Genomic DNA, 24537 nt, shown 5'->3' with positions numbered 1-24537 from the left:
ATATGTCAATAGTCACAAATCGCTGCATCGAAACTCAGGGCACGAGGCTCCGCAGAATCAGGTTGACGATTTCGCGCGGACCATGCGGCAGCAGATCCAGGTTGTACTGCAGCAGCAGCGGATTGGTGAAAGGCTGCATCGCGAGCAGGATCGCCCGCACCAGTTCGTCGATCGGCGTCTTGCGCTCGAATTCGCCGCTTTCGCGCCCCATTCGCACAATTTCTTCGAGCAATGCCTTCAGCCGTTCGTCGTGGTCGCGCGAAGACGGCCATTTCTCGGCGACGGAATAGGCGGTGATGTCGTACAGCCTGCGGTCTTCGAAAAACTGCTCGACGGTGGCCGCGGTAAGCGTGTCGAACAGGCGCCGCAGCCGCTCCGTGGCACTGCTGCCACCGGCCACGTTGTGATCCACCTTCGCCATCATCGTGGCGAGATTTTGCGCGCAGATCGCTTCGCCGATGGCCTGCTTGGAGTCGAAGAACTTGTAGATGTACGCCTTCGAAAAGCCGATCGCCTTCGCGAGGTCCGACACTGTCGTCTTGCCGTAGCCGTAGTGGCTGAAGTGCTCACCAGCGGCTTCGATGATCTGGTGGCGAATGCTGTGTTCCTGCGGGCCGCGCTGCCCGCTCGGTGCCTGAATGCTGTCATTCATGTTGTGGTTGCCTCGAAAGTCACATGTTGACAACGCGTGACCAAATTATACAATAGTCACAACACCAACGGAAGTTTTGCTTATTTTGAGGCGCTTGCATGGCTGCTGCCAAACGGTATTTTTCTTTGCTCGCTGCTGCCGTGTTGGCAGGCTGCGCGGTCGGGCCGGACTATGTGCGCCCCGACGCAGCGATGCCGGACCGCTTCATCGGTCAGTCGGCAATCGAGCAGCGCGGCGCGACGCAGACGGCCGATCTCGCGCAATGGTGGACCGGCTTCGGCGATCCGCAACTGGCCCGCTATGTCGCGCTTGCGCTCGAGCAGAATCTGGATCTTGCCGCGGCTCAGGCGCGGGTGACGCAGTCGCGCGCGTCGCTGCGCTATGCAACCGCAGGCTTGCTGCCGTCGGGCTCGGTCACGGCGGCGGCGGCCTACAACCATCAATCGCTGAAGACGCCGCTAGGGCGGTTGCTGAACGAGGTACCCGACTACGATCGGAACGGCGAATACTATGAAGCGAATTTCGTCGCCAGTTGGGAGATCGACGTGTTCGGCGGCGTGCGGCGCGCTCGCGAGGCGGCGCAGGCCGAATATCAGGCGTCGCAGGCCGGCGTGAGCGCCGCCCGTCTCGCGGTTGCCGCGCAAACTGCCGACACCTACGTCGCGATTCGCGGGCTGCAAAGCCGGCTCGCGATCGCCCAGCAGCAGGTCCAGACCAGCCAGCGTCTCGCCGATATCGTCAAGCTGCAGTTCGACAAGGGGCTCGCCGCCGAGCTGCAGATGAAGCAGGCTGAAGGGGCGGTCGCGCAATTCGCCGCGAACGTGCCGGTGCTGGAAACGAGCCTCGAAGCTGCGATGAATGCGCTTGACGTGCTGCTCGGCGCACAGCCCGGCACGCATCGCGCGGAGCTCGAAGCAGAAGCGCCGATTCCGGCTGCTCCCGGGCTCGCCGCCGCCGGTTCGCCCGCCGAGCTGCTGCGGCGCCGGCCCGACCTGATCGTCGCGGAGCGGCGGCTGGCGGCATCGAATGCGCGGGTCGGCGTCGCCGTGTCCGAGTACTTCCCGAAAGTTTCGCTGGCCGCGCTGGTGGGGTCGGCGACCACCACCGCTGGAACATGGTTCGGCAACGGTGCGAGCCAGGCACAAGGGATCTTCGGGTTGCGTTGGCGGCTGTTCGATTTCGGCCGGGTCGATGCGGAAATCGCTGCTGCCAAAGGCGCGAACGCTGAAGCGCTTGCCGCTTATCGTCTCGCGGTGCTGCGCGCGTCGCAGGATGTCGAGGATGCGTTCTCCGCATGGAACAAGCGCGAAGCACAAGAAAAGATTCTGGCCGGTGGCGAGGCGGCGTTGAGCCGTGCACGCGACGCTTCGTTGGCCGCGTATCAGGGCGGAACGGTCAGCCTGATCGAGGTGCTCAACGCGGACAGCAGCCTGCTGCAAACGCGCGATGTCCGCGCGCAGGCACAGGTCGAATCGGCCAGCGCGGCGATCGCTTCGTTCCGTGCGCTGGGCGGCGGTTGGAGCGCGCCCGATGCGGCTGCGGTGGCGCAGCTTTCGCGATAATTAACCGCGTCAGAAAAAAGCGGCGACAGAAACAGAGCAGCGGTGAGTGAACAGGAAAAGCATCACGCTCGATAAGAGCGGCGCGAACGATGCCTCGCGTCATCGACGTACACCAGCAACATGCATTGCGGCGCCCGGTCCTCGAACCACGCATGCTCGCTGCCGTCAATCTGGGTCAGTTCACTCAGGCAGGCGCGGCGTGCGCGTGGCTGGTAAACCTTCGGTGGCCGCTGTCGACGCGGCACCCACGGCCCGGCGTCGGTCATCAGCCGGCGCACCGTTTCCTTGGCCAGCCGAATGCCGTGGCACTCGTACAGCTTCTCGCGCGCCAGCGTCGGCCCAAAGTCAGCATAACGCTCGCGAATGATCGAGCGTGCCCGCTCGGCCGTCACCGCGTTCAGTCGGTTGTTGCCGGGCTTCGAGCGCCGACGCGACACGAGACCTTGCGCTCCGTGTTCGCGCAGTCGCTCGACCAGCCGACGGATCTGTCGGCTGGTCAACTCGAGTCGTTGCGCCGCGCGCCACGGCTTGAGCTTGCGATGGACCGAGGAACGACCATAGATTACAACTTAGCCGCTACGTGTCAAAACTACGCTAATTATCATTATGTCAATTGGCGTCGGCGGCGGACACCTTCTCCATTTCCGAAGTACGGGCGCCGACATGATGCGCATTTCGGCGAGCGAGCGCGCCCGTCAGTTTCATGCAGTCAGATGCAGCAAGCACTATCCCGTTCGATAGGCTCTCGTGGCGTACCGCGTTCAAGCAGAGCGGTCATCATGGCTGCGCCGATAGCGCAACTCCCGTTGACTGCGAATGGCCGTAACAAACACGGTGTCCAACTCAGGCACAAACCGATACAGTGCCAGGTAACCGCGGGCACCGTTCGATATGACCAGCTCGCGCATTCCGCGAAGGCTTTCAGCTGGCCGTCCGATCAGTGGACTCGACTGCAATATGTCGAGCGCGCACACGATATCGTCAATTCGTTGGGTCGCTTGGTCAGGGGTGTGCTCGAAGAGAAAATCAAAAATTCGATCGAAATCCTCGCGAATCTCTGGCGCCAGAATCAATCGCGCCATTTTTTGACCTTCGGCGGTACGGGCCCACTTCCGGCAGCCCGTCCGCGAAGATATTCACGCATGTCGGTCCACTCAATTCCGATGCCTGTTTCCAGCATGCTCGCCAATCGGGCGTTGCCGTCGTTGAGAAATCCGCGCCGCAATTCCTCGTTGGCAACTCTTTCCGCGATCGCTTCCAACATGAAGCTGTGCGCCGTCGTCCCGGACTCTTCCGCGAGTTTTGAGACGCGGTCGCGAAGGTCCGGCGGTAGACGCAGCGTAGTGGTAGACATCTCGACCTCTTGAAGTGTCACAACTGTGCTACATCATACGCACTCCATCCGCTTTTGCAAGTGCACGGTTTTGCGCAGGTCGTTCTGGGGTGAGGTTGAAAACGGGGACACATTAGTTGATGTAAAGTCTGTCAATGACGTATGTTTGATTATTTGAGTCGCGTGCTTTGCAGCTGAGTCCTCGACCGTGTCTCACTCTTTGTGGCACGTTCTGTACAACCGGCTCGAAAGAAACGGGCATCCGCAACGCGACTGCCCCTCACACAGCGGTCTCAGGCCACCTTGATGTTCGACGTTTTAGGAAATGCCTGCTTGCGCCAGTCGCTCGATTGCGGAATCGGAAGTCCGAGGTTCTCGCGCAGCGTCGCACCCTGATAGTCCTTGCGGAACAGCCCGCGCCTCTGCAGTTCGGGGACTACCATGCGCACGAAATCCTCATACGCGCCGGGCACGTGCGTCGGCGCGATCACGAAGCCATCGACGCCGCCTTCGACGAACCATTGCTCCATCTGATCGGCCACGGTCTTCGGCGTGCCGCAGAACACCGGAAACTCCTCGATGCGGGCGCGCTTGGAAAAATCCACGAAATCACGCACCGAAGGATTTTTCTTGCCCGATGACGTCACGACGCGGTCGCGGAAACCGGTCCAGCCGGAGATCGCCGCCATCTCGGCATCGCTGAACGGATCATCGTAGCCGCGCTTCGAGAAGTCCGTGTTGAGCACTTCGCATAGCAGCGCGAGCGAATCGATCGGCTTAGCGAGCGAATCGATATATTCGCGCTCCTTCTGCGCAATCTCGTCCGACTCGGCGACGATCGTGTAGCACGCGGTCGAGATCTTCACGTCGTCGGGGTTGCGGCCCGCGTCGGCGAGCGCCTGCTTCATCTGGGCGTACTGCTTCTTGCCCACCGCGAGATTCGGATAGACGACGAAGATGAGGTCCGCCCAGCGCGAGGCGAACTGCTGCCCGCGCCCGCTCTGCCCCGCCTGGATCAGCACCGGATGGCCCTGCTGCGAGCGCGGCACCGTGAACGGTCCGCGCGACTTGAAGAAGCGCCCGTCGTGATCCAGACGATGCACCTTCGAGGGGTCCGCGAAGCGTCCGCTTTCCTTGTCGAGAATCAGCGCACCCTCTTCCCACGTGTCCCAGTGGCCCATGACGGTTTCGACGAACTCGTCAGCGCGGTCGTAGCGCAGGTCGTGCTCTAGATGCGAGTTCTGGCCGAAGTTCGCGGCCTCCGAGTCGTTGAGCGACGTGACCACTGCTGCTGGGCTGTCTTGACGGCGACGAAGCGCATCGGAATGACCAGCTTCAACGAGAGATTCATACCTTGAGACCTTAAATCTCTAACTAGCCTGTACCAGGAGACTTCAATCTGGCTTTGACACAACAACTGTCCGCTTTTAACCAACTTGAGTGCTCTCCATTGGATCGGTCACGCTCACCTGGTGCGCGGTAGGCACATCCGTTCTAAGGATTTACCCTAGCAGATATTTGAATACCTGCAACGACCATAAATATATTTATATTGGCCACTGGTATAAGGATATTTTTTTGGGTACCTTTGCAGCGATCGAAGCGGCGCATCGGACCGGTTGCGCACTCGGCAACCGGAATGACGAATCGAGCCTTAAGGAAATCACTCATGTGGGATGTTGCGGTAATCGGCGCCGGGCCGGTCGGAATGTTCACTACGTTGGCATTGGCGCGCCAGGGTTGGCGCGTCGCATTGTTCGAGTCGTATCGCCAAGTGCCCACCGAAAATCGGGCCGCGACGATTCACTCGTCGACACTGTCGTTGCTGGACCAGGCGGGCCTCATCGACGACGTGCTCGCACAAGGCCTGCGCGCCGATCTCTTCCAGTGGCGCGATTTCGTTTCCGGCGAAGTGGTCGCTGAATACGACTTTGGATTGCTGCGCGATGAATGCGCGTATCCGTTCGCCGTCCAGCTCGAACAGCACAAGCTGGTCAACCTAATCCGCCCGCGCCTCGACAGGGAGCCGCGCGTACGGTACTTCGGCGCGACCACCGTCGAGCGCTTCACTGAACACGCCGATCGAGTCGTGCTCGATGCGCGCAACGACGACGGTCCGCTGCAATGCGAGGCGCGCTACGTCATCGGCTGCGACGGCGCGCGAAGTCTGGTGCGCAAGTCGCTCGGAATCGAATTCGAGGGCTACACGTTCCAGGAAAAATTCGGCGTGGTGACCGTCAAGCACGACTTTGCCGAATCGATGGGCTTCCAGGTGCGCAACTATCTGTCCGACGTCGACTGCTGGTTCGGGATCTTCAAGGTGCCGGGCGACAGTCCCGAAGGCGTTTGGCGCACCACCTATCCGCTGCAACAGGACCTGCCGACCGAGCGGGAAGCCGCGCTCGCCGAGGTTGCGCGCGTATATCGTCGCTACCTGCCGTGCGCGCTCGGCGCGACCGTCACCCAGGTCAATACGTACAACGTTCACCAGCGCGTCGCCGCGCGCTTCCGGCAAGGCCGCGGGTTGCTGGCCGGCGATTCGGCGCACGTCAACAATCCGCTCGGCGGCCTCGGTCTGAACAGCGGGATTCATGATGCGGTGAATCTCGCCGAGAAGCTCGACGCCGTGCTCGGCGGGGCGTCCGATGCGCTGCTCGATCGCTACGAGCGGCAGCGCCGCGGTCCCGCAATACAGTACGTGCAGGCGCAGTCGATCCATAACAAGAAGGTGATGGAGGAGCGTTCGCCTCAGGCCCGCGCCGCAGACCAGCAGGCGATGCGCGCGACAGTCGCCGATCGTGACGCACATCTGAACTATCTGCGCCGTGCATCGCTGTGGACGATGCTCAATGACTCGCTGAGGATCCAATGAGCGTCACGCCCTCCCCGGTTTTTCGGGCCGACGCGTGCGCGGACCGGCTTGTCCTAATCAGCGGCGGCAGCAAAGGCATCGGGCTTGCGTGCGCACATGCCTTCGTCGGTGTCGGCGCGCGCGTCGCGCTAATCGGGCGGGATCGCGCCGCGCTCAATGCCGCCGTCGAAACACTCGGCGCGGCGCGGGCCTTTGGTCTGGAGCACGACCTGAGCTTGCCGGACAGCGTCGACGCGGTGCTCGCGGCGCTCGAGAGCCGGGGCGAAACCGTTGACGTCCTGATCAATAGCGCCGGTAGTTCTGCGGCCGGTCCGTTCCTGACGCTGCCCGACCGAGTGTGGGAAGACAGCTTCGCGCTGAAGATCATGGCGACCGTGCGACTGGTGCGCGCGGTGCTGCCCGGCATGATCGCGCGCCGCGCCGGGCATATCGTGTCGATCGCCGGAAACAGTGCACTCGGCCCCGACGCGACGATGCTGCCAAGCGTGATGGCGAACACGACGCTAATTGCATTGACCAAGGCGCTTGGCGACGCCCATGCCGCCGACGGTGTGCGCCTGAATTGTGTGAACCCCGGGCCGACGATGACCGGCCGGCTGCGCGGCATTATCGCCGCGGCAGCTTCGCGCGAGCAGGTCGAACCAGCGGCGATCGAGGCGCGCCTGCTGGCGAAGACGCCGTCGCGCAGGTTCGCCACGCCCGACGAGATCGCCGCGACCGTGGTCTTCCTGTGCAGCGGCATCGCGCCGAATCTGGTCGGCACCAGGTTGACCATCGACGGCGGCGCGACCCGCTAATGCTGCACCGCCCCGTTGCCCGAACTTCCAGTTACATGACAAGGAGTCCTATCGTGTCGGATACCACCGGATACCGCGCCAATATCGGCGTGATCGTGCCTTCGTCGAACACCACCGTACAGCCAGAGTGCGACGACCTGCGTCCCTACGGCATCACCAACCACATTGGCCGCGTCACAGTGAAGACCGGCAGCATCGCCGATCCGGCCGCCTATCGGGCGCACGTCGAGCTGATGCGTCAGGGGATCGGCGGCGCAATCGATCAGTTGACGACCGCGCCGATCGACCATCTGATCATGGGCGTGGCTATCGAGACGTTCCAAGGCGGCTACGAAGGCGCCGCGCGCTTTCGCGAGCTACTTGAAGCGCAGGCGAAAGTCCGCGTGACGTTCGGCTCCGAAGCGCTGGTTGCCGCGCTACGCAAGTTCGGCGCGCGCCGCATCGCGGTGTTGACGCCGCACCAGCCGGAAGGCGACGCGATCGTGCAGACCTACTTCGAGGAAGCCGGCTTCGGCGTGGTCCGGTTGCTCGGCCTCAAATGCGCGAAGCCGACCGACATCGCGCGCGTGCCGCGCGCGACGCTGGCCGCCTCGGTTCAGCAATTGAATGGCGACGACGCGGACGCGATCGTGCAGGTCGGCACCGCGCTGGCAATGGCGCCGGTGGCGACCGCCGCCGAACTGATGCTCGGCAAGCCGGTGCTGGCGATTAACCCGACCTCGTACTGGCATGCTCTGCGCATGCTCGGTCACGAGGACCGCAGCGATCGCGCCGGCCGTCTAATGCGCGAGTTCTGACGCCACCGATGCCTGCCCGCGCCTGATGCGCGGCCCTTTCCCTTTCCTTCTGCCCTGCCGCCTGCCATGACGCCTGAACACACCCTGAACGTCACCGCGCTGATCGATCGCTCGCGCATCTCACGCATGCAGTACGCGATCTTCTTTCTCGGCGCGCTCGCGTTCGGGCTCGACGGCCTCGACACGCAGATCATCGGCTACATCGCCCCATCGCTGCTGGCCGCCTTCCACGCGCCGCGGGCGGTGCTCGGCGAGCTGTTCTCGTCGGGCCTAGTCGGACTGCTGATCGGCTCGCTGGCGATCGGGCCGTTCGCCGACAAATTCGGCCGCAAGCGCGTGATTATCCTGTCGGTTGTGAGCTTCGGCGTGTTCACACTGATTTCCGCGTATTCGTCGACAATCGGCGAGCTGGTGATGTGGCGTTTCATCACCGGACTCGGGCTTGGCGCCGCGATTCCGAACATCATGGCGTTGGTATCAGACTACTGCCCAGCACAACGGCGTGCGACCGTCATTATGCTGGTGGCCGCCGCCAATGCTGCAGGCGCCACCCTCGGCGCGTTACTGGCGGGTCAGCTGCTGCCTCTGTGGGGTTGGCGCGCGATGTTTTACTTCGGCGGCATTGCGCCGCTCGTGCTCGCCGTGTTTCTGTGCTTCTACCTGCAGGAATCCCTCTCGTGGCTGATCGTGCGCAAGCGCGCGCCCGAACTGGTCAAGCACCTCGCCGCGCAAATCGGCGGATCGCTCTCCGGCGCGCGCCTCATTGCCGAGGGCGAGCAAGGAGTCGACTACAAGACATTCCTGACCCGTTACATGCGCGAGCCGCGCAACATCGTCAACACGCTGGCGATCATGGTCATTTACTTCATGGTGATGTTCGAAATGTTCTTCATGTCGAGCTGGATCACCACCGTGCTCGTCGAGAACGGTTTCCCGATCCGCTCAGCGATTCATTCTTCGAGCCTGTTCCAGACAGGCGGCTTCGTCGGCATGATCTTGATCGCGTTCTTCGCGGCCGGCAAGGACATTACCCGCTTATTCACGGCGATGCTGATGGCGGCTTGCGCAGCGATCGTTGCCACTTCGTTCACCCTGCACGGCTCGCCGCCAGTGATCAGCGCGATGCTGTTCATCACCGGATTTTTGCTCGTACCGTGCCTGCCGGGCGGCTCTTCGATCGTCGGGCGCACCTACCCCGTGGCGATCCGCGCGACCGCTTTTGGCGCGGCGTATGCGGCCGGCCGTCTCGGCTCAGTGTTCGGTCCATTCTTCGGACAGAAACTACATGAGCTGGGCCTGTCAAGCGAGACAATCTTCCTCGCTTCGGCGCTGCCATGCCTGATCGCCGCCCTCGCCGTGCTGGTCGTGCACCATAACACGACCCGTGATCCGAGCGGCATGTTGCCAGTCGTCAAATAAATTGCGCTGCGCAGGACCGTCCTCCCCGGACAAAGCTGCGTATGACGCATTAAGCAGTACGAACCATGTTAACCATCGTCCCACTCTGGCAACAAAGACCGCCCTACCCAGCCGAGACCATGAAAAACAAGATCCTACTGGCAGCCATCCTGCCGGCCTTCGGTGCCTCCGTCGCACACGCGCAATCGAGCGTCACGCTGTACGGCGTGATCGACGAAGGCGTGAACTACATCAGCAATTCGGCCGGCCATCGGCTCTACAACATGACCAGCGCAGTTGTCAGCGGCTGGGGCGTGACCGGCGCTGAGGATCTGGGTGGCGGCTACAAGGCGATTTTCAAGCTCGAGAGCGGGTTCGAGCTGAACAATGGCACGCTAGGTCAAGGCGGTCTGATGTTCGGCCGCACTGCGTACGTCGGCATGTCGAGCCCTTATGGCGCGGCGACGTTCGGGCGGCAATACGATCTGGTCGAGGACTACGTCGCGCCCATTGCCGCGCTGTCTGTGTTCGGCGTCTACACAATGGGCCACCCGGGCGGCGTCGATGACATCAACCACACCAATCGCATCAACAATGTGATTCGTTACGAGACTCTGAATTTTCGAGGGTTTCGTTTCGCGGCGATGTACAGCCTCGGGGGCGTGGCGGGGTCTTTCTCGCAGAACAGCGTCGTCGGTCTTGCCGCCCGTTACGGACATGGCCCGTTCACCGCGGCGGCTGCCTATTTGCGCGCGAAGGACCCGAACGACTCGGTGTGGGGCAGTGTCGGCGACGCCGGCTCGAAGTCGCCGCTGACCGGCGGCTTCTTCGTCTCGCCTGTCTATGCCGGGTATGCATCGGCCAACGCGTATCAGGTGATCGCGCTTGGCGGCGCCTACCAGTTCGGCCCCGCGACGATCGGCGCTGTCTACACGAATACGCGCTTCGAAGATCTCGGTACGCTGAGCACCGGCAAGCTGAATCTGTACAACTATCACGGCAACGCGCGCTTCGATAGCGTCGAATTGAGCTTGCGTTATCTTGCGACGCCGGTAACGCTAGGCGCCGCCTACGACTACACGTGGAGTGACGGCCCGCGCGAAGACATCGGTGCGCACTATCACCAGGTGTCGTTGATGGCCGGCTATCTGTTCTCGAAAAGAACCGAAGCGTATCTGGGCGTCGTGTACCAGCGCGCGGGCGGCACCGATTCGACCGGCCAAGCGGCGAGTGCATCGATCATTGGATTGACCGCGGCCAATTCGAACACACAGACGGCGGTGCGGGCCGGACTGCGGGTGCGCTTCTAATATGAAGACGGCTTCAGCCAAGCAGTTCGCGCGGGAGGTTAGCGATCAGGTCGGCCACGCTGCGTGCGCCGTGGTCCGGGCTCAGATGCCGTTGCATCGCGCGTGCGGCGCTCTGCGCGTCGCGCGCGGCGATCGCATCGACGATTTCTTGGTGCTGAACATACGACGCCTGCACTCGGTTCACCGCACCGAAGGCATGCCGGCGGTAAGCGCCGGTGCGCGCGCGCATGCGCAGGATGTCCTGACGCAGATACGGATTGCGCGAGCCGTGATAAAGCTTTTCATGGAATGCCAGATTGCCGGCCTGCCAGCCTTCCGCATCGTCGGCATCAACCACGCGCTTCAGCGCTTCGTGATGCAGCGCCAGCTCGGTGCGCTCGCCCTCGGTCATCCGTTCGCACGCGAGCCGCGCGCAGAAACCCTCGAGTTCAGCCAGCAACTCCCACATGGCGAGCAACTGCTGCACGTCCATCTTCGCGACGACCATGCCGCCGCGCGGCAGCGCGCCGAGGAGCCCTTGCGCCTGCAACTGCAGCAACGCCTCGCGCACCGGTGTGCGGGACACTTCGTAGCGATTCGCCCATTCAACCTCATCCACGGGATCGCCTGGCAGCAGTCGCCCATCGCGCACCAGTTGCTCTATCTCCTGACGGATCTGTTCACTGACCTTCAAATTGATGCCTCTTGCAAAAGAATTCAGTGGCTGAATTGTCGCACCCTTTTTGATATACGATACGATATCGTAAATATATTTATGAAGATGATGAGAACTTTATGAGTGAGGAATGGGGAGACGAAGCGAACAGCGGCACGCGAGCCGCACCTGTCAATGCCCGCAGCCCGCAGGCAGCGACAGTGCCGGACGCGCGCGCGGTCACGGCCGCGTTCAACGCGCTCCGCGCGGGACTGCCGCCCGGCCGCGCTGAATCGCTGGCGCGCGCGCTGGGCCGTCTCGCACCGGACGCTTACCCCGGTACTTCGGCGAGCGAATCTGGCCGCGCAGCCGTCTGGCCCGGCCGGGAACCGCGCACGGCGGACGAATACGACGCGGAGTTCGACCGGCAGTTCGAAGCCGCGCTGCGACGATTGGCCGGAGCCGGTCCGAGGTGCGCTCGATGACCACGCGAGTCGAACTGCCCGCGACCCTCGCCGGCCTGCAGGCCGCACTGGCCCGAGGCGATTTCAGCGTTGGCGAGGCGCTCGCTGAGCAACATCGCCGTTGCGTCGAGAACGATCGCCTCTGGCATGCCTGCGTGGCAGGGACGGTGCGCCCGCCAGAAGTCGATGTGCCCACGACGACGCTGCTGCCGCTGACCGGCACCGCCCTTTTGCACAAGGACGTGTTCGATACGGCGAGACGCCGGGCCGGCTGCGGAGAGGGCGCCGCAACGAGAACTGAAGCAGCCGGGCAAGACGCGATCCGCCCGACCGCGCCGGTGCTGCTCGCGTTGTCCGCGGCCGGCGCCACGTACTCGGGCGCATTGACCCTTGCGCAATATGCATGTGGCGCGACCGCGGAGAATCCCGCGCAGGCGCGACCAGTCAATCCGCTCGACAGCCTGGCGATGGTCGGCGGCTCGTCGAGCGGCAGCGCGGTCGCGGTGGCGGGCGGCCTGTGTTACGCGTCGCTCGGCACCGATACTGCCGGCTCGGTGCGCATTCCGGCGGCGAGTTGTGGCGTGGTGGGCCTGAAGACCACGCCGGGCGCGGTGTCTTCCGCCGGCGTCATGCCGCTCGCGACGTCGCTCGATACCGTCGGCGTGCTCGCACGCAGCGCCGCCGATGCCGCCCGCGTGTACGCCTGTGCTGCCGTCGCGAGTCATCCTCAGACGCTAGCGAGTCCCGTGCCGGCGCAAACAGCGCTGCGCGTCGTCAGTGCGTATCAGGATGATGCGCTCGATCCGGAAGTCGGCGACGCGCTGGAGGCGTTCGAGGACACACTCGCGCGCGGCTGCGCGCCGAGCGTCACATTGCACCGAGCCGAGCCATCGGCGCGAGTTCACGCGAGCCGACGCGATGCATGGTCACGCCGCGCGCAAGTGATTCTGCATGCGCAAGCTGGTCGCCTTCATCAGGCGCGCCTGCGCTCGCAGGGTATCGACGCACTGTCGGCCCCGATGCAAGGCGTCGTGCTGCCCGGCATAGCGCTCCCCGCTGCCTGGGTCGAATCCGCGCAGCGCGAGCGCCCGGCGGCGCTCACCGAGGTGCTGTCCGCGTGTTTCGGTGCCGCTGATGCGTTGCTGTGCCCGGCCTTGCCGATCGTGTTGCCCGACTGGGAAGTCGTGCATACCGATGGCGCGCGTTTCAAGGTGCAGGCGTTGCTCGCGCTGCACCGTCATACCGCCTGGGTGAACTACGTCGGTCTGCCGGCGGTGGTGTTTCCAATCGGCTCTGATAGTCGTGGCCGTCCGATCGGCGCGCAGTTGATCGGACGCCCCTTTCAGGAATTGCTGCTGCTCGCGTTGCTTGCGCGTCTCGAGGCCGCCGGCATCGCGTCGCGGACTGCGTGGTCCGCATGTCGCTCATTCGACCGCGCGATTGCTGCGGATCTTCCATCGTTCGTCTCGCCACCCGAGCGGCCCGTTCATCGCCATCAGGAGTAGTCATGCCCAAGATTTGCGCCGCTGCTGCGTTATCGCGTTTCCGTGTTCTCGATCTGTCGCGCGTGCGCGCCGGCCCGACCTGCGTGCGCATGCTCGCCGATTTCGGGGCGGATGTGATCCGCATCGAACCGCCGCCCGGCATTGATCCGAACGAGGCGATGTTCGCCGCCGATCGTCTGTCGGGAGATTTCCAGAATCTGAATCGCAACAAGCGCTCGCTGACCTTGAACCTGAAGACGCCCGACGGGCTCGCGGTGTTCAAGCGGCTCGTCAAGGATGCTGATGTGGTGGTCGAGAACTGGCGGCCCGACGTCAAGCACCGCCTCGGCGTCGACTACGAAGCGCTCGCCGCGATCAACCCGCGCATCATCCTCGCGAGCATTTCGGGTTTTGGCCAGGACGGCCCGTACGCGAAGCGCCCGGGCTTCGATCAGATCGTGCAGGGAATGGGCGGTCTGATGTCGGTGACTGGCCTGCCGCACCAAGGACCCGTTCGCGCCGGGCTCGCGGTCGCCGATTCGAGCACCGGCCTGTACGCCGCGGTTGGCATCCTGATCGCGCTCCTCGAACGCGAGCAATCTGGGCGCGGCCAGTGGCTGCATGCGTCGCTCCTGCACACTCAGATCGCGATGATGGACTTCCAGGCGGCGCGCTATCTGAACGAAGGCGACGTGCCCGTGCAGGTCGGCAACGATCATCCCACCAGCTCGCCAATGGGTCTCTTCGAAGCCTTCGACGGGTATGTGAATCTCGGCGCGTCGGGCGAAGGCAATTGGAAGCGCTTCTGCGAATCGCTCGACATGCCGCAATGGTCCAGCGATCCGGAGTTCGAGACGGAGAAGCTGCGCGTGAAGAATCGTAATCGATTGAATCACGAGATCCAGCAGAAGTTCGCCGAGCGTCCGGTCGCGCATTGGGTCGACACGCTGAACGCCGCCGGTGTGCCGTGCGGACCAGTGTACACGGTGCCGCAAATGTTCGAGGATGCGCAGGTGCGGCATCTGCAGGTCGAGCAGGCTCTGAAGACGCCGGACGGCGTCGATCGTCACTACATCACGCAACCGGTGCGGCTCGCGCGCACGCCGGGAACGCTGGCGCGATGGGCGCCGGGCTGGGGCGAGCACACGGACGAGTTGCTCGCGGAAGTCGGGTTCGACGCGGCTGCGGTCGCGCAACTGCACGAGAAGGGAGTGGTATGACCGAGAATCGCAACAAGCGGGACGCCGATCGCGACCCGCCCGCAGCCGGCACGGTGCGCATCGAACGCGACGGCGCGATCGCGCATGTCGTCCTGTCTAATCCCGCCCGCTACAACGCGATGTCGCTGGCAATGTGGTGCGGCCTCGCCGACGCGCTCGATGCGCTCGGCACCGAAGCCGACGTGCGCGTGATCGCTTTGCGCGGCGACGGCGACAAGGCATTCGTCTCCGGCGCCGACATCTCCGAATTCGGCGCGCAACGCAGCGATCCGCGCGGCGTCGCAGCGTACGACGAAGCGGTCGAGCGCGCGCAGCGCACGCTTGCCGATATCCCAAAGCCAACGGTCGCGTGCGTTCGCGGCGTCTGCATGGGCGGCGGCATCGGGCTCGCACTCGCGTGCGACCTGCGCTTCAGCACCGTCGACTCACGCTTCCGTATGCCGGCCGCGCGGCTCGGGCTCGGCTACGCATTCGTCGGCATGCAGCGCATCGTCGGCCAGATCGGCGCCGCCGCCGCAACCGAACTGTTTTATCTGGCTCGCACGTTTGATGGCGCCGAGGCCATGCGTCTTGGCATCGTGCATCGCGCTCATGAACATGACGAGTACGCAGACGCGTGCGCTCGCTACCTCACCGATATCGCCGGCAATGCGCCGCTGACGCTGCGCGCAGCGAAGCTGGCGATCCGTGAGGCGCAACGGATGCCGCTGGAACGCGACGTCGACGTGGTCGATCGCGCGGTACGCGCCTGCTTCGACAGTGACGATTACCGGGAAGGACGCGCCGCCTTCGCGGAGAAGCGGCCGCCGCGCTTTCGCGGCGCCTGACGAACCGGGGCCGAGGCACGCGCTTTTTCTGCCACATCCTTGCGAACATGGAGAATTCCGTGAAGTCCCTGCTGCAATCCATCTATTCAGGCCTGCTGGCCCTGTGTGTCGCGCAGCCGGCATTTGCGCTGGCGCCCGAGCCCGCCCCCCTGCCGCAACCGCTCACATTGACGATCGGCTACGTGAAGGTCGGCCACCTCGCGCCGATGCTGGCCATTGCCGACACCCTCAAGAAGCTCAACGTGATCGTTAAGTCGGTCGAGTTCGTCCGCTACGCGGATGCGCGCACCGCGTTGCTGTCGGGCAGCATCGACATCGGAGCGGTGGGCCCCGGCGATCTCCCGATCGTGCTCGCACAAGGCAACACCAATCTCGTCGGGCTGACCGGCGTGGCGGCTTCGTCAAAATATCTGGTGGTGCGCACGGGGGTGCAGATCAACGACTGGAAGGATATTGCTGGCAAGCGCATCGGTATCGCGCCGGGTTCGGCTGTGTGGTTCCAGTGGGCGGCGACGCTTGCCGAGAAGAACATACCGTACAAGTCGTTCACCGCGGTCAATATCCAGGGTGGCGGCACCGCGTTCGTGCAGGCGCTCAAGCGCGGCGACATCGACGCGTTCCTATGCTGGGAGCCGTTCGAGTCCCAAGTGGTGGGCGCAGGCGATGGCTATTTCGCGAAGCGGATCGAGTACGGCCATTCGAAGGCGGTCGGCGCCGAACTCGGCATGCTGGCGGCCACGAGCACGGCGATGAAGACCAAGCGGGACGCGGTGCAGCGCTTTCTATGGGCGTATCTGCACGGGCAAGATGCGCTCTCGAAAAACCCCGAGGCGTTTGCACAGGCGTACTCGCGCTACGTCGGCCTGCCGCTCGACGTGACTCGTCCTTCGGTCAGGCTGATCCAGCTCGGCGGGGTGCTCGACGCGGCGCAGATCAAGGCGCAGGCGGCGGAGTTCCACAAACTCGGCGTGATCCCGAAGGACGTCAGCAACGAAGTCGGCCAGTATTTCGACGACTCGCTGGTGAAGGCTCTCCAGCATGGAGGCACTTGACGATGAAACTGAACGCCTTACCTATCCACCCGGCGAAGCCGTCCGGCCAGCCGGCGCGCCTCGTCGCGCGACGGCTGCTGCGCGCCATGCTCGGCGCGTTAGCGCCGCTCGCGATACTCGTCATCTGGCAATGCGTGGCGAGCAATTCGCGCGCCCTAGCCGGCCTTTTGCCTGCGCCGCTGCAAGTGCTCGACGCGTGGCGCATCTGGATGACCGGTAGCGATCCGTTCGGCATGAATGCTTATGCGGGCACTTGGCTGTCAAACCTCGCCTACTCGGCGACGCGCGTCGGCGAAGGCTTTCTGCTCGCGTTGCTGGTGGGCATTCCGCTCGGTCTCATGATCGGCTGGAGCCGCTTGACCGCGCGGATGATCGATCCGCTCATCCAGGGCTTGCGGCCGATCCCGATCACCGCCTGGCTGCCCTTCTCGATCGCGGTGTTCGGAATCCGCGACATGGGCTCAATCTTCCTGATTTTTCTTGGCGGCTTTTACGCGATCGTCGTCAACACGACGCAGGGCGCGCGCGAACTCGACCGCAACCTGGTCCGCGCAGCGCTGATGATGGGCGCACGTCCCGCGCAACTCTTGCGCCGCGTGGTGCTGCCGGCGGCGATGCCGTCGATTTTCACCGGATTGCGCATCGGACTGGGCATCGCGTGGACTGCGGTGATCGTCTCCGAGATGGTCGCGGTCAAGTCTGGGCTCGGGTATGTGCTCTGGGATGCGTACTACGTGGGCCGCATGGACATCGTCCTGGCCGACATGGCTACGATCGGCGTGCTCGGATACGTGAGCGACCGCATCCTGGTGCTGATCGCAAACCGCGCGCTCGTCTGGCGCGCGCTGCAAAGTCATTGAGGACACAACCATCATGAGTACCGCTGCAGCGCCGACCATCGATGCGCACCGCGTCGGCAAGGTCTACGTGGGCAAGACGCCGGTCAAGGCGCTGGTCGACATCAACCTCGAGGTTAGACAAGGCGAGTTCGTCGCCCTGCTTGGGCCGTCTGGCTGCGGCAAGTCTACCCTCTTGAACCTGATCGCAGGCTTCGAGCCGGTCAGCGACGGCGAGTTGCGCGTTGCCGGAGCGCCGGTCGCCCGGCCCGGGCCCGATCGCGGTGTGGTGTTTCAGGACGCAGCGCTGTTCCCGTGGCTGACGGTTTGGCAAAACGTGATCTTCGGGCCGAAGACGCAGGGCGTGCCGTGCGCAGAATACGAACCTCGCGCGCGAGAGATGATCCAGCTGACCGGACTCGCCGATTTCACGCATCATTTGCCCGTTCAACTGTCCGGCGGCATGCGGCAGCGCGTCGGCATTGCGCGCGTACTAACGATGGGATCCAAAGTGCTGCTGATGGACGAGCCGTTCGGCGCGCTCGATGCGCAGACGCGGCTCACCATGCAAGAGCTGCTCCTATCGGTCTGGCAACGGCTGTGCACTACGATCATCTTTGTCACGCATGATATCGACGAAGCGGTCTTTCTCGCCGATACGATCTACGTGATGTCAGCACGCCCGGGCAGCATCGCAAGTCGCATCGAGGTGCCGCTCGCGCGACCCCGCACGCTTGAGGACACGACGTCCGCCGAATTCAACGCGCTCAAGCGCGACATCCTGCATCAGATCCGTCACTAAACCGTTTCCTGATCCGATTATCATGGCCAATCCCCGCACACCCTATTTTTTTTCGACTGAACGCCCATCCCTGACCGCGCCGCCGGGCGGCCCGATCATCGCGCATGTGGTGGTCAATGTCGAACACTGGCAGTTCGAGCAACCCATGCCGCGAACCATCATCCCGCCGCCGCACGGCAAGGAAACCGTTCCCGATGTGCCGAACTTCAGCTGGGCCGATTACGGCATGCGCGCCGGGCTGCCGCGCATGATCAAGGCGCTGGTCGATCGCGGACTTCCGGCGTCGACCAGCTTCAATGCCGGGGTGATCGACGCGTATCCGCGCGCAGCCGAGGCAATGCGCGATGCCGGATGGGAATTCATCGGCCACGGGGTGCATCAGAAGTCGCTGAACCACGGCGGATCGGAAGCCGATGTGATCGAGCAGACGCTCGCGAAGATCGGCGCTTTCACGGGCACGCGTCCGCGCGGCTGGCTGAGCCCGGGACTGCGCGAAACCGTCGACACGCCCGAGTTGCTAAAGGCGGCTGGCGTCGAATACGTGTTCGACTGGGTAATTGACGATCTGCCGACCTGGCTGCACACCGAACGCGGGCCGCTTCTCTCGATGCCGTACAACCTTGAGCTGAACGACTCAATCATCTACGCCGTGGAGAAGCATCAGTCCGACGAGTTCCTGATGCGCACCGAACGCACGCTCGAGCTGTTCCGTCGCGAGGCGCGCAAGCAACCGCGCGTGCTGACCGTCGCATTGCATCCGCATCTGATGGGCGTGCCGCATCGTTTCGGTTCGCTCGAGAAGATTCTCGACCTGCTAATGAATACACCCGAAGTGAGCTTCATGACCGGTAGTCAGATAGCCGACTGGTATCGCGGCCAGGGCGGCGCTTACTAAGGGCCGTCGCCGATGGACGATTGATTACCTGGCGCTCGCTGAGTGGCTGGAGCTGAGCCGGTGGCAGGTCGAGCGTCTGGAGAATCGCTACGGAGGCGACGACCGCGCTTCGGGGCTGATTTCACAGCGCCGCAGCCGCCCGAGCAATTATCGCGTGGCCGAAGACCCACGCTCGCCGTACGACCGCAGGTAACGGCTGCCCATCGCCGCGAGACTAATCCATTGCCATCGGATAAGAAGGCAAACCGCCACAATCGCGAGGCCTGCCGTGCCCGCCCACCAGAAACCGCGCGCACCGATGAACGTAGCCGGCATGACGTGAAAGACGTCGAACCCGGCCACGTAGCCACCATCCACGCCGATGCCCATCGAGGCGACCGCATATATTATTGCTGGCATCACCGTGACCTTATCAGCTCGCAGCGCGAACGCAGCGTTGTGCTGTATCGCTTCGGCCAATTGATAGAACGCGACCGCCTGCACGAGCGGCATAGCTGCGGCCGCCACTCGGAGATCCGATCTGTACGCCGCAACGATCACGACGCTCGCCATCATTACGATGGGTAGATGACATGAGCGCACGAAAATGCGGCGAGACTGACACCTGTGCGCGACAGAGTTCGCGCGGCTGCGGGTTTTTTGGCGCCGATCTTTTGCGATACCAGCGTCAACGCTGCGATAGCAATAGAGAGCGGCACGATGTACAACACCGCACCAAGGTTCGATGCGATCTGGTGTGCAGCTAGTTGAACCGCGCCGGGGCGTCCTATGAACAGCGTCATGCATGTGTAGGACGAAACTTCAATCAAGCTTGACAGCGCCATCGGAATGCCGAGCACAAGCATCGCGCGCAGGTGGCACCAGCGCGGTCGCGAGAAACGCCTAAATATCGCGAACTGCCGTAGAACGGATGCCGCGACATCACGGTAATACATGCGATCGCTGAGAGCCACGTGGTGACAAATGTGGCGAGTGCGGTACCCGGGCCTCCGAATTCGGGCAAGCCATCCCCGCCGCGTACGAACCACAAGTTAAGAAGAAACTTCGCGCATGGCTTTAACGCTGTGCTGTCGACGTAACTCGACATCGGGAGAGCGAGGCTTCTCTGGTCGCCTGTTACCTGGGAACTGTTGGGGGCCGGAAAAGGTCCGTCGTTTGACACAATGGTGGGAGTTTTCCTATGCGTTATCTGCGGCGCCGCTAGAGGCCAGATGAAAGTTCGCCCCCTGGAATAAAGCGGGGCCGTCAGGTGTTATCAAGGCTCCGGACGTAGCCCGCGCCGCCTCGTCGAGGGGTGTTGCTGCAACGCTCGCGTTCATCTGCATGAGCTGTTTCCACCTGAAAAAAGGAACCGATTGATGCTGAAGTTCAGTTTCGACAAGTCACGTTTTATCGTCAGTCCGCTCGCCGCCGCCATGCTCTTGTCCGCCGCGCTGCCTTCGCACAGCGCACCGGCCGATGGCGGGGCGTTTCTCCCGCTGCTGGGTATGACGGTCGCGCGCCTGCATATCGCGCGGCAGGTTGCCTTGTCGAAGTGGGACTCGCAAAAACCTGTCGAGGACTTGCCGCGCGAGGCGGGAGTGATCAAGGCGGCTGCCGAGGAAGCGCGCGCGCTCGGCGTGCCGCCGCGGCTTGCGACGCGCTTCTTCTCCGACCAGATCGAAGCCAATAAACTTGTGCAATACGGGTTGCTGGCCCAATGGCGTCGCGACGGCCATGCGCCCGATGACAAGCGCGTCGACCTGAAGAAAGACATTCGTCCGGAACTGGACAGGCTGCAGCAAGGGTTCATCAAGGCGCTTGCCAACACGAAGGCGCTTCGCGCGCAGTCGGATTGCGGCACGCAACTGGCGCGTGCAACGCAGGCCTATGTTGCAACTCATGCATTAGATTCGCTGTACGCGGTGGCCATGGACCGCGCGCTTGCGCGCGTGTGCGAAAGTGAGTAAAGGCGCGTCGTGCGGCTGTTGCGGCTTTCGGGGCGGCCGCACATGTGGCAGTCATTAGCCGGACTTACTCGACAGTATGTCTTAAGCGGCCTGGCGGTGCAAAGTATGTTCCGCATTGCCGGGCGCACTCAGTTTCGCGGCTCCGTGTTAGGCCCGGATTTAATTAGCTACGAATGGCAACATAGGCTACGACTTCACGTTTTCTTCGAGCCGATCCTTGATGAAGGCGCCGCAGATCCGTCATGATGATGCAGGGGTCGCAGTGAAGACCTCAAACGGTGAATGAAGCGCATGGGGTGGCCGAGGTCGACTGTTCAGAGTGTCAGCGATGGCGTCGAGTTCAACCCGACTGTAGACCGATAGGTCCGTGCCCTTGGGCAGATACTGACGCTGCAGCCCGTTAGTGTTCGCGCAGGCGTGGTGCTGGCCAAGGACTGCGCGGATCGCAGAAGTACACATTCACGCCGGTCGCGGCGGCGAGCTCTTAATGTCGCGACATTTCCTTGCCCTGGTAATTTGCTCGACCGACTTCGTCTAGTTTCAGAATTGAACATAGCCGGGCGGTAACCGAGAAGATCGCAAGCTACCACCTCGATTTCCGCTCATCGACTCAGGAGCCTTGAGTCCCTTCTTCAATGCGGACATTCACCACAGCGGTCAGCCGATTTCAGGTGAGGCGCTGGCTGAACCGCGCTGCGCCCGAATTTTGCCGAGGCGCTATTTTCTTCGGCCGCTCGCGTGACGCCTTACCCGGACCTCCCCGCGCGTCTTAACGCAATTCGGACTCTGACGGTTCCAGCACGCTGCGCAACTTACCGAGAAGCCAGTTAAACAATGGGTTGGTGTGCCGGTAATAGTTCCACGTGGGATGCTGGCGGGCACCCAGGATGCGCTTGAACTCGTAGGAAGTGGCACCCAGTTCGATTTCCGCAAAGCCTTCGCGGATGCCGAATTCTACAGCGCGGATGAACATGGCGAAGTATAAGCCATGGTTGTAACTCTTGCCGTAATCCAGACCGATATAGCGGTTGACCAACTTGCGTCCCTTCGCGATTAGTTGGGTGAAGCCGATCAGCTCGTCTTCCAGAAAAAACATTAGGTAGTGGCTAAGCTCGCGCGTGTTGAAAAAATATTCCAACGTCAACCTCTCGAACTTCAGTTCGGCCTTTTGATAAGTGTTCAGGTACAGTTGATATACCTTGGCAACGAGGTGCTCTGGCAGTGTCACGGATCGGCGTAAAGGCGCCGGGGATGATCGCCGTATGGCGCCAGTTGGAAGTGGTGTCAAACGCGGATTCGAACGGCCTCAAGAATGCGGTTTTTACTGGATTTTGCAACGGCGATTTCGCCGTTTTCAGGCATCGGTTTGGGCTTGCGGAAGCTCTCGCCCTCGATGACGATGCGATAGGCACCGTGGCGTAGCCGGTCAAGTGTCGCGGCGCCGAGAACCCGGTTGTCGGGGAAGGCATCGCCCCATTCGCTGAGGTCGAGATTGGATGTCAGGATGGTAGCCGCCCGCTCATACCTGGCCGCTACCAGGTCGTGGAAGTCTTCGTCGTGAGGCGCACGCAGAGGTTTGAGCGCGAAGTCGTCAACGATCAGCAACGGCACGCGCACGAACTGCTGGAACTTGCGTTCGTAGAGGCCCGTGGCGCGGGCCGCATGCAGTTTCCTGATCAGATCGGTTTGCGTGACGAACAGCACGTCACGCCCCTGACGTGCAGCGCAGTGGCCCAGTGCCTGGGCAATGTGGGACTTGCCGACGCCTGTTTGACCGACCATCAGGATTGCCACCTTCTCGTCGATGTAACGACCGGTGGCGAGATCGTGGATGTGCGCGCGGTTGAGCTTTGGCAGCCGGTCGAAGTTGAACGTCTCCAGCGTCTTGCCGAGCCCGAAGCCGGCGCGCACGAGACGCGCGCCGAGCTTCTTCTGGTCCCGCCGCGCGACTTCATCATGCAGGAGCATGGCGAGGAATTCCGTGTAGGCGAGCTGTCCGTCGATCGCCTGACGGTTGCGCTGCTCGAGCGAGTCGAGTACGCCGGACAGGCGCAGTTGCTTGAGGATCGTATTCAGTTCGGGACTGGGATTCATGATGTTCAATGCAGGAGAAGGGAGTGGAGGTCACGACCGAAGCGGCCGCCGTTCAGATAGGTGTCAGCAGGAGCCGTCGACGTTTGCGCCGATGCCGCTGTGGGCTGGCTGTCCAGTCCCTTGTCGAGGATGGTCTTGACGGTGCGGTACTTCGGGCTCGCGAATGCAAGCGCACGCTCACACGCGGCGTCCAGTCGCTGATCGCCGAACTTCTCGCGCATACGGACAACCCCCTGCGCGCCACGCAGGTTCACCAGCACCGTGTCGTTGAACATCGCGAGAACCAGCGCGTGACAGGATGGCCCGATCTCCTTGGCACGAGCCAGGCACCACTGCGGATCGTGTTCGAGCCATGCCTGCGCCGCCGGCGGCTGGTGGTCACGCACCGTGTGGCGATCACCTGCCTTGCGCAGTCGCGGATGGGTTGCAATGAGTTCGTGCTGATGGAACAGTTGTACAACCGTATCGGTGGATTTGAGCCAGAGGCTCTTGCCAACCAGCGTGAACGGCACGGAGTACAGCGCCTTCTTGTAGACGACGTGTCCGTCCGTATGCACCTTGACTTCGCTCCATACAGCCAGCACCGGCGCAACGTCAGGCAGCGTCGTGAGCAGCGGCTTCTCGATGGCAAAGCGCGCCAGCGGCTGCTCGCGTGTCGTGCCATGTTCGCGCGTGCTGGCCTGCTGCATGATCCATTCGCGCAACTGCCGGTTGGCATCGGTCAGGTCGCGGAACGTGCGCAGCGGCACAAAGGATTTCTTGACATATTTGACGCCCGACTCAACGATTCCCTTCTTCTGCGGATCGTGCGGTGGACATGCGTCGATCCGGAAGCCGTATCCCTCAGCGAGCGCGGCGTACGAGCGCTGGACCTCCGGGCTGTACATGCAGGCTCTGGTGATTGCACACTTCGCGTTGTCGATAATGACGCGACCCGGGCAGCCACCGATCCACTCGAAGGCGCGACGGTGGCAGGCCAGCCATGTCTCGACGGTCTGGTCGAGCACGAGCTCGACATACTGGTGCCGCGACCAGCAGAGGGTCATGACGAAGAACCACGTCTTGATCTGCGCGCCCGATTCATGTGCCAGTACCGGCCCGGCGCCGAAGTCGACCTGTGCGGCCTCCGCTGGCGCAAACTCAAGGATCGTTGTGGCCGGCACGCCGCGTTCGGCCCTCGGGCCCAGCAGGATACGGCGCACCGCCGAGTAGCTGCCGGTATAGCCATGGTTGCGTTTCAGCGCGTGGTGAATCGTTGTGCCCTGAACGCCGGCGTCATGCCAGTCACGGATCTGCTCACGAAACGGCTCGAGCGGGGACACGCATGTGCTCGGCAAATGTGGAGTGCGGCCAAACACGCCGGCAATCACGGTATCGTCAGGCAACGGCTGCCCGGGATTCAGCCAGCCGCGCTCGTCGGCCATACGACAAACAGCGGTCAACTTCTTGCCCCATCAGGCCGCTACGCCCGATGTCGCGATCGGAATCGCCTTGCCGCATGCGGACAAGGACTTGACGGTACTCAAACAATTCGACCCGCGCACCGGTCAGTGAGAAGT

The 24537-nt window shown here is 63.0% G+C and carries 23 protein-coding genes and 3 pseudogenes; 14 read left to right on the top strand and 12 right to left on the bottom strand.

Annotated features, from left to right (window positions below; all coding sequences use genetic code 11):
- Nucleotides 1-34: 34 nt before the first annotated feature.
- Nucleotides 35-652 carry a TetR/AcrR family transcriptional regulator gene (locus BG61_RS31340; protein WP_035937515.1) on the bottom strand — a complete coding sequence of 206 codons (618 nt, stop codon included), beginning with the start codon at nucleotides 650-652 and terminating at the stop codon, nucleotides 35-37.
- A 98-nt stretch (nucleotides 653-750) separates the two neighbouring features.
- On the opposite strand from BG61_RS31340, the gene BG61_RS31335 reads away from it, so the two are divergent.
- A complete protein-coding gene (locus BG61_RS31335; RefSeq protein ID WP_035937516.1) occupies nucleotides 751-2214 on the top strand; it encodes an efflux transporter outer membrane subunit in 1464 nt (487 codons plus the stop codon).
- An 86-nt stretch (nucleotides 2215-2300) separates the two neighbouring features.
- Here BG61_RS31335 and BG61_RS31330 read toward each other — a convergent pair.
- The 4 genes and pseudogenes from BG61_RS31330 to BG61_RS31315 form a co-directional block, all read right to left on the bottom strand.
- Nucleotides 2301-2777: pseudogene (locus BG61_RS31330) on the bottom strand (helix-turn-helix domain-containing protein); the annotation flags it as partial.
- 198 nt (nucleotides 2778-2975) lie between these two features.
- Complete coding sequence (locus tag BG61_RS31325) at nucleotides 2976-3296, bottom strand: type II toxin-antitoxin system RelE/ParE family toxin (RefSeq protein WP_035929954.1); 321 nt, start codon at nucleotides 3294-3296, stop codon at nucleotides 2976-2978.
- On the bottom strand, nucleotides 3284-3568 hold the full coding sequence (locus BG61_RS31320) for a CopG family ribbon-helix-helix protein (protein ID WP_035929957.1): 285 nt from the start codon (nucleotides 3566-3568) through the stop codon (nucleotides 3284-3286). Before BG61_RS31320 ends, BG61_RS31325 begins: the two co-directional genes overlap by 13 nt.
- Before the next feature lie 272 nt (nucleotides 3569-3840).
- Nucleotides 3841-4833: an NtaA/DmoA family FMN-dependent monooxygenase gene (locus tag BG61_RS31315; RefSeq protein ID WP_232256079.1), complete on the bottom strand. Its 993-nt coding sequence runs from the start codon at nucleotides 4831-4833 to the stop codon at nucleotides 3841-3843.
- A 353-nt stretch (nucleotides 4834-5186) separates the two neighbouring features.
- Between BG61_RS31315 and BG61_RS31310 the strand changes: the two genes are divergently transcribed.
- From BG61_RS31310 to BG61_RS31290, 5 genes are all read left to right on the top strand, one after another.
- Nucleotides 5187-6419: an FAD-dependent oxidoreductase gene (locus BG61_RS31310; protein WP_063741145.1), complete on the top strand. Its 1233-nt coding sequence runs from the start codon at nucleotides 5187-5189 to the stop codon at nucleotides 6417-6419.
- A complete protein-coding gene (locus tag BG61_RS31305; protein WP_035929962.1) occupies nucleotides 6416-7216 on the top strand; it encodes an SDR family oxidoreductase in 801 nt (266 codons plus the stop codon). Before BG61_RS31310 ends, BG61_RS31305 begins: the two co-directional genes overlap by 4 nt.
- The gene (locus tag BG61_RS31300) at nucleotides 7216-8013 is read left to right on the top strand and encodes a maleate cis-trans isomerase family protein (RefSeq protein WP_206540617.1); all 798 of its coding nucleotides are present in this window, start codon (nucleotides 7216-7218) and stop codon (nucleotides 8011-8013) included. The genes BG61_RS31305 and BG61_RS31300 overlap by 1 nt, the downstream gene beginning before the upstream one ends.
- 66 nt (nucleotides 8014-8079) lie before the next feature.
- Complete coding sequence (locus BG61_RS31295; protein WP_035929967.1) at nucleotides 8080-9432, top strand: MFS transporter; 1353 nt, start codon at nucleotides 8080-8082, stop codon at nucleotides 9430-9432.
- Between the two features lie 119 nt (nucleotides 9433-9551).
- A complete protein-coding gene (locus BG61_RS31290) occupies nucleotides 9552-10721 on the top strand; it encodes a porin (protein ID WP_035929970.1) in 1170 nt (389 codons plus the stop codon).
- A 13-nt stretch (nucleotides 10722-10734) separates the two neighbouring features.
- On the opposite strand, the gene BG61_RS31285 is transcribed toward BG61_RS31290, so the two are convergent.
- Nucleotides 10735-11394, bottom strand: a complete 660-nt coding sequence (locus BG61_RS31285) for a GntR family transcriptional regulator (protein WP_035929973.1) — start codon at nucleotides 11392-11394, stop codon at nucleotides 10735-10737.
- Between the two features lie 442 nt (nucleotides 11395-11836).
- On the opposite strand from BG61_RS31285, the gene BG61_RS31275 reads away from it, so the two are divergent.
- The 7 genes from BG61_RS31275 to BG61_RS31245 are packed head-to-tail and all read left to right on the top strand — an operon-like array spanning nucleotide 11837 to nucleotide 18935.
- Nucleotides 11837-13324 (top strand): amidase, encoded by a 1488-nt coding sequence (locus BG61_RS31275; RefSeq protein WP_051672916.1) that lies wholly within the window; start codon nucleotides 11837-11839, stop codon nucleotides 13322-13324.
- 2 nt (nucleotides 13325-13326) lie between these two features.
- Nucleotides 13327-14523: a CaiB/BaiF CoA transferase family protein gene (locus BG61_RS31270; RefSeq protein ID WP_035929978.1), complete on the top strand. Its 1197-nt coding sequence runs from the start codon at nucleotides 13327-13329 to the stop codon at nucleotides 14521-14523.
- Nucleotides 14520-15350, top strand: a complete 831-nt coding sequence (locus BG61_RS31265; protein WP_051672915.1) for an enoyl-CoA hydratase — start codon at nucleotides 14520-14522, stop codon at nucleotides 15348-15350. Before BG61_RS31270 ends, BG61_RS31265 begins: the two co-directional genes overlap by 4 nt.
- Nucleotides 15351-15409: 59 nt before the next feature.
- Nucleotides 15410-16402 (top strand): ABC transporter substrate-binding protein, encoded by a 993-nt coding sequence (locus BG61_RS31260; RefSeq protein WP_232256080.1) that lies wholly within the window; start codon nucleotides 15410-15412, stop codon nucleotides 16400-16402.
- Between the two features lie 2 nt (nucleotides 16403-16404).
- Entirely contained in the window at nucleotides 16405-17262 is an 858-nt protein-coding gene (locus BG61_RS31255) for an ABC transporter permease (protein WP_129572110.1), read from the top strand.
- A 13-nt stretch (nucleotides 17263-17275) separates the two neighbouring features.
- A complete protein-coding gene (locus BG61_RS31250; protein WP_051672914.1) occupies nucleotides 17276-18040 on the top strand; it encodes an ABC transporter ATP-binding protein in 765 nt (254 codons plus the stop codon).
- A 22-nt stretch (nucleotides 18041-18062) separates the two neighbouring features.
- Complete coding sequence (locus tag BG61_RS31245; protein WP_035929982.1) at nucleotides 18063-18935, top strand: polysaccharide deacetylase family protein; 873 nt, start codon at nucleotides 18063-18065, stop codon at nucleotides 18933-18935.
- Nucleotides 18936-19082: 147 nt separating this feature from the next.
- Here BG61_RS31245 and BG61_RS39475 read toward each other — a convergent pair whose 3' ends face one another.
- Nucleotides 19083-19442 (bottom strand): MATE family efflux transporter, encoded by a 360-nt coding sequence (locus BG61_RS39475; protein WP_129572111.1) that lies wholly within the window; start codon nucleotides 19440-19442, stop codon nucleotides 19083-19085.
- A 47-nt stretch (nucleotides 19443-19489) separates the two neighbouring features.
- Nucleotides 19490-19870 carry an MATE family efflux transporter gene (locus BG61_RS39470; RefSeq protein WP_129572112.1) on the bottom strand — a complete coding sequence of 127 codons (381 nt, stop codon included), beginning with the start codon at nucleotides 19868-19870 and terminating at the stop codon, nucleotides 19490-19492.
- Nucleotides 19871-20293: 423 nt separating this feature from the next.
- On the opposite strand from BG61_RS39470, the gene BG61_RS31235 reads away from it, so the two are divergent.
- Nucleotides 20294-20884 (top strand): chorismate mutase, encoded by a 591-nt coding sequence (locus BG61_RS31235; RefSeq protein WP_035929984.1) that lies wholly within the window; start codon nucleotides 20294-20296, stop codon nucleotides 20882-20884.
- 240 nt (nucleotides 20885-21124) lie between these two features.
- On the opposite strand, the pseudogene BG61_RS40540 reads toward BG61_RS31235, so the two are convergent.
- From BG61_RS40540 to istA, 4 genes and pseudogenes are all read right to left on the bottom strand, one after another.
- Nucleotides 21125-21395, bottom strand: a pseudogene (locus BG61_RS40540) (IS30 family transposase); the annotation flags it as partial.
- Nucleotides 21396-21653: 258 nt separating this feature from the next.
- The gene (locus BG61_RS31230) at nucleotides 21654-22112 is read right to left on the bottom strand and encodes a hypothetical protein (protein WP_035929986.1); all 459 of its coding nucleotides are present in this window, start codon (nucleotides 22110-22112) and stop codon (nucleotides 21654-21656) included.
- A gap of 56 nt (nucleotides 22113-22168) precedes the next feature.
- The gene (istB, locus tag BG61_RS31225) at nucleotides 22169-22978 is read right to left on the bottom strand and encodes an IS21-like element helper ATPase IstB (RefSeq protein WP_035930133.1); all 810 of its coding nucleotides are present in this window, start codon (nucleotides 22976-22978) and stop codon (nucleotides 22169-22171) included.
- Nucleotides 22979-22983: 5 nt separating this feature from the next.
- A pseudogene (gene istA / locus BG61_RS31220) lies at nucleotides 22984-24508 on the bottom strand (IS21 family transposase).
- Nucleotides 24509-24537 lie beyond the last annotated feature (29 nt).

Source organism: Caballeronia glathei, from assembly GCF_000698595.1.
Lineage (GTDB): Bacteria > Pseudomonadota > Gammaproteobacteria > Burkholderiales > Burkholderiaceae > Caballeronia > Caballeronia glathei.
Note: the sequence above shows the minus strand (reverse complement) of the source record. Positions and strands in the feature narration are given on the sequence as shown.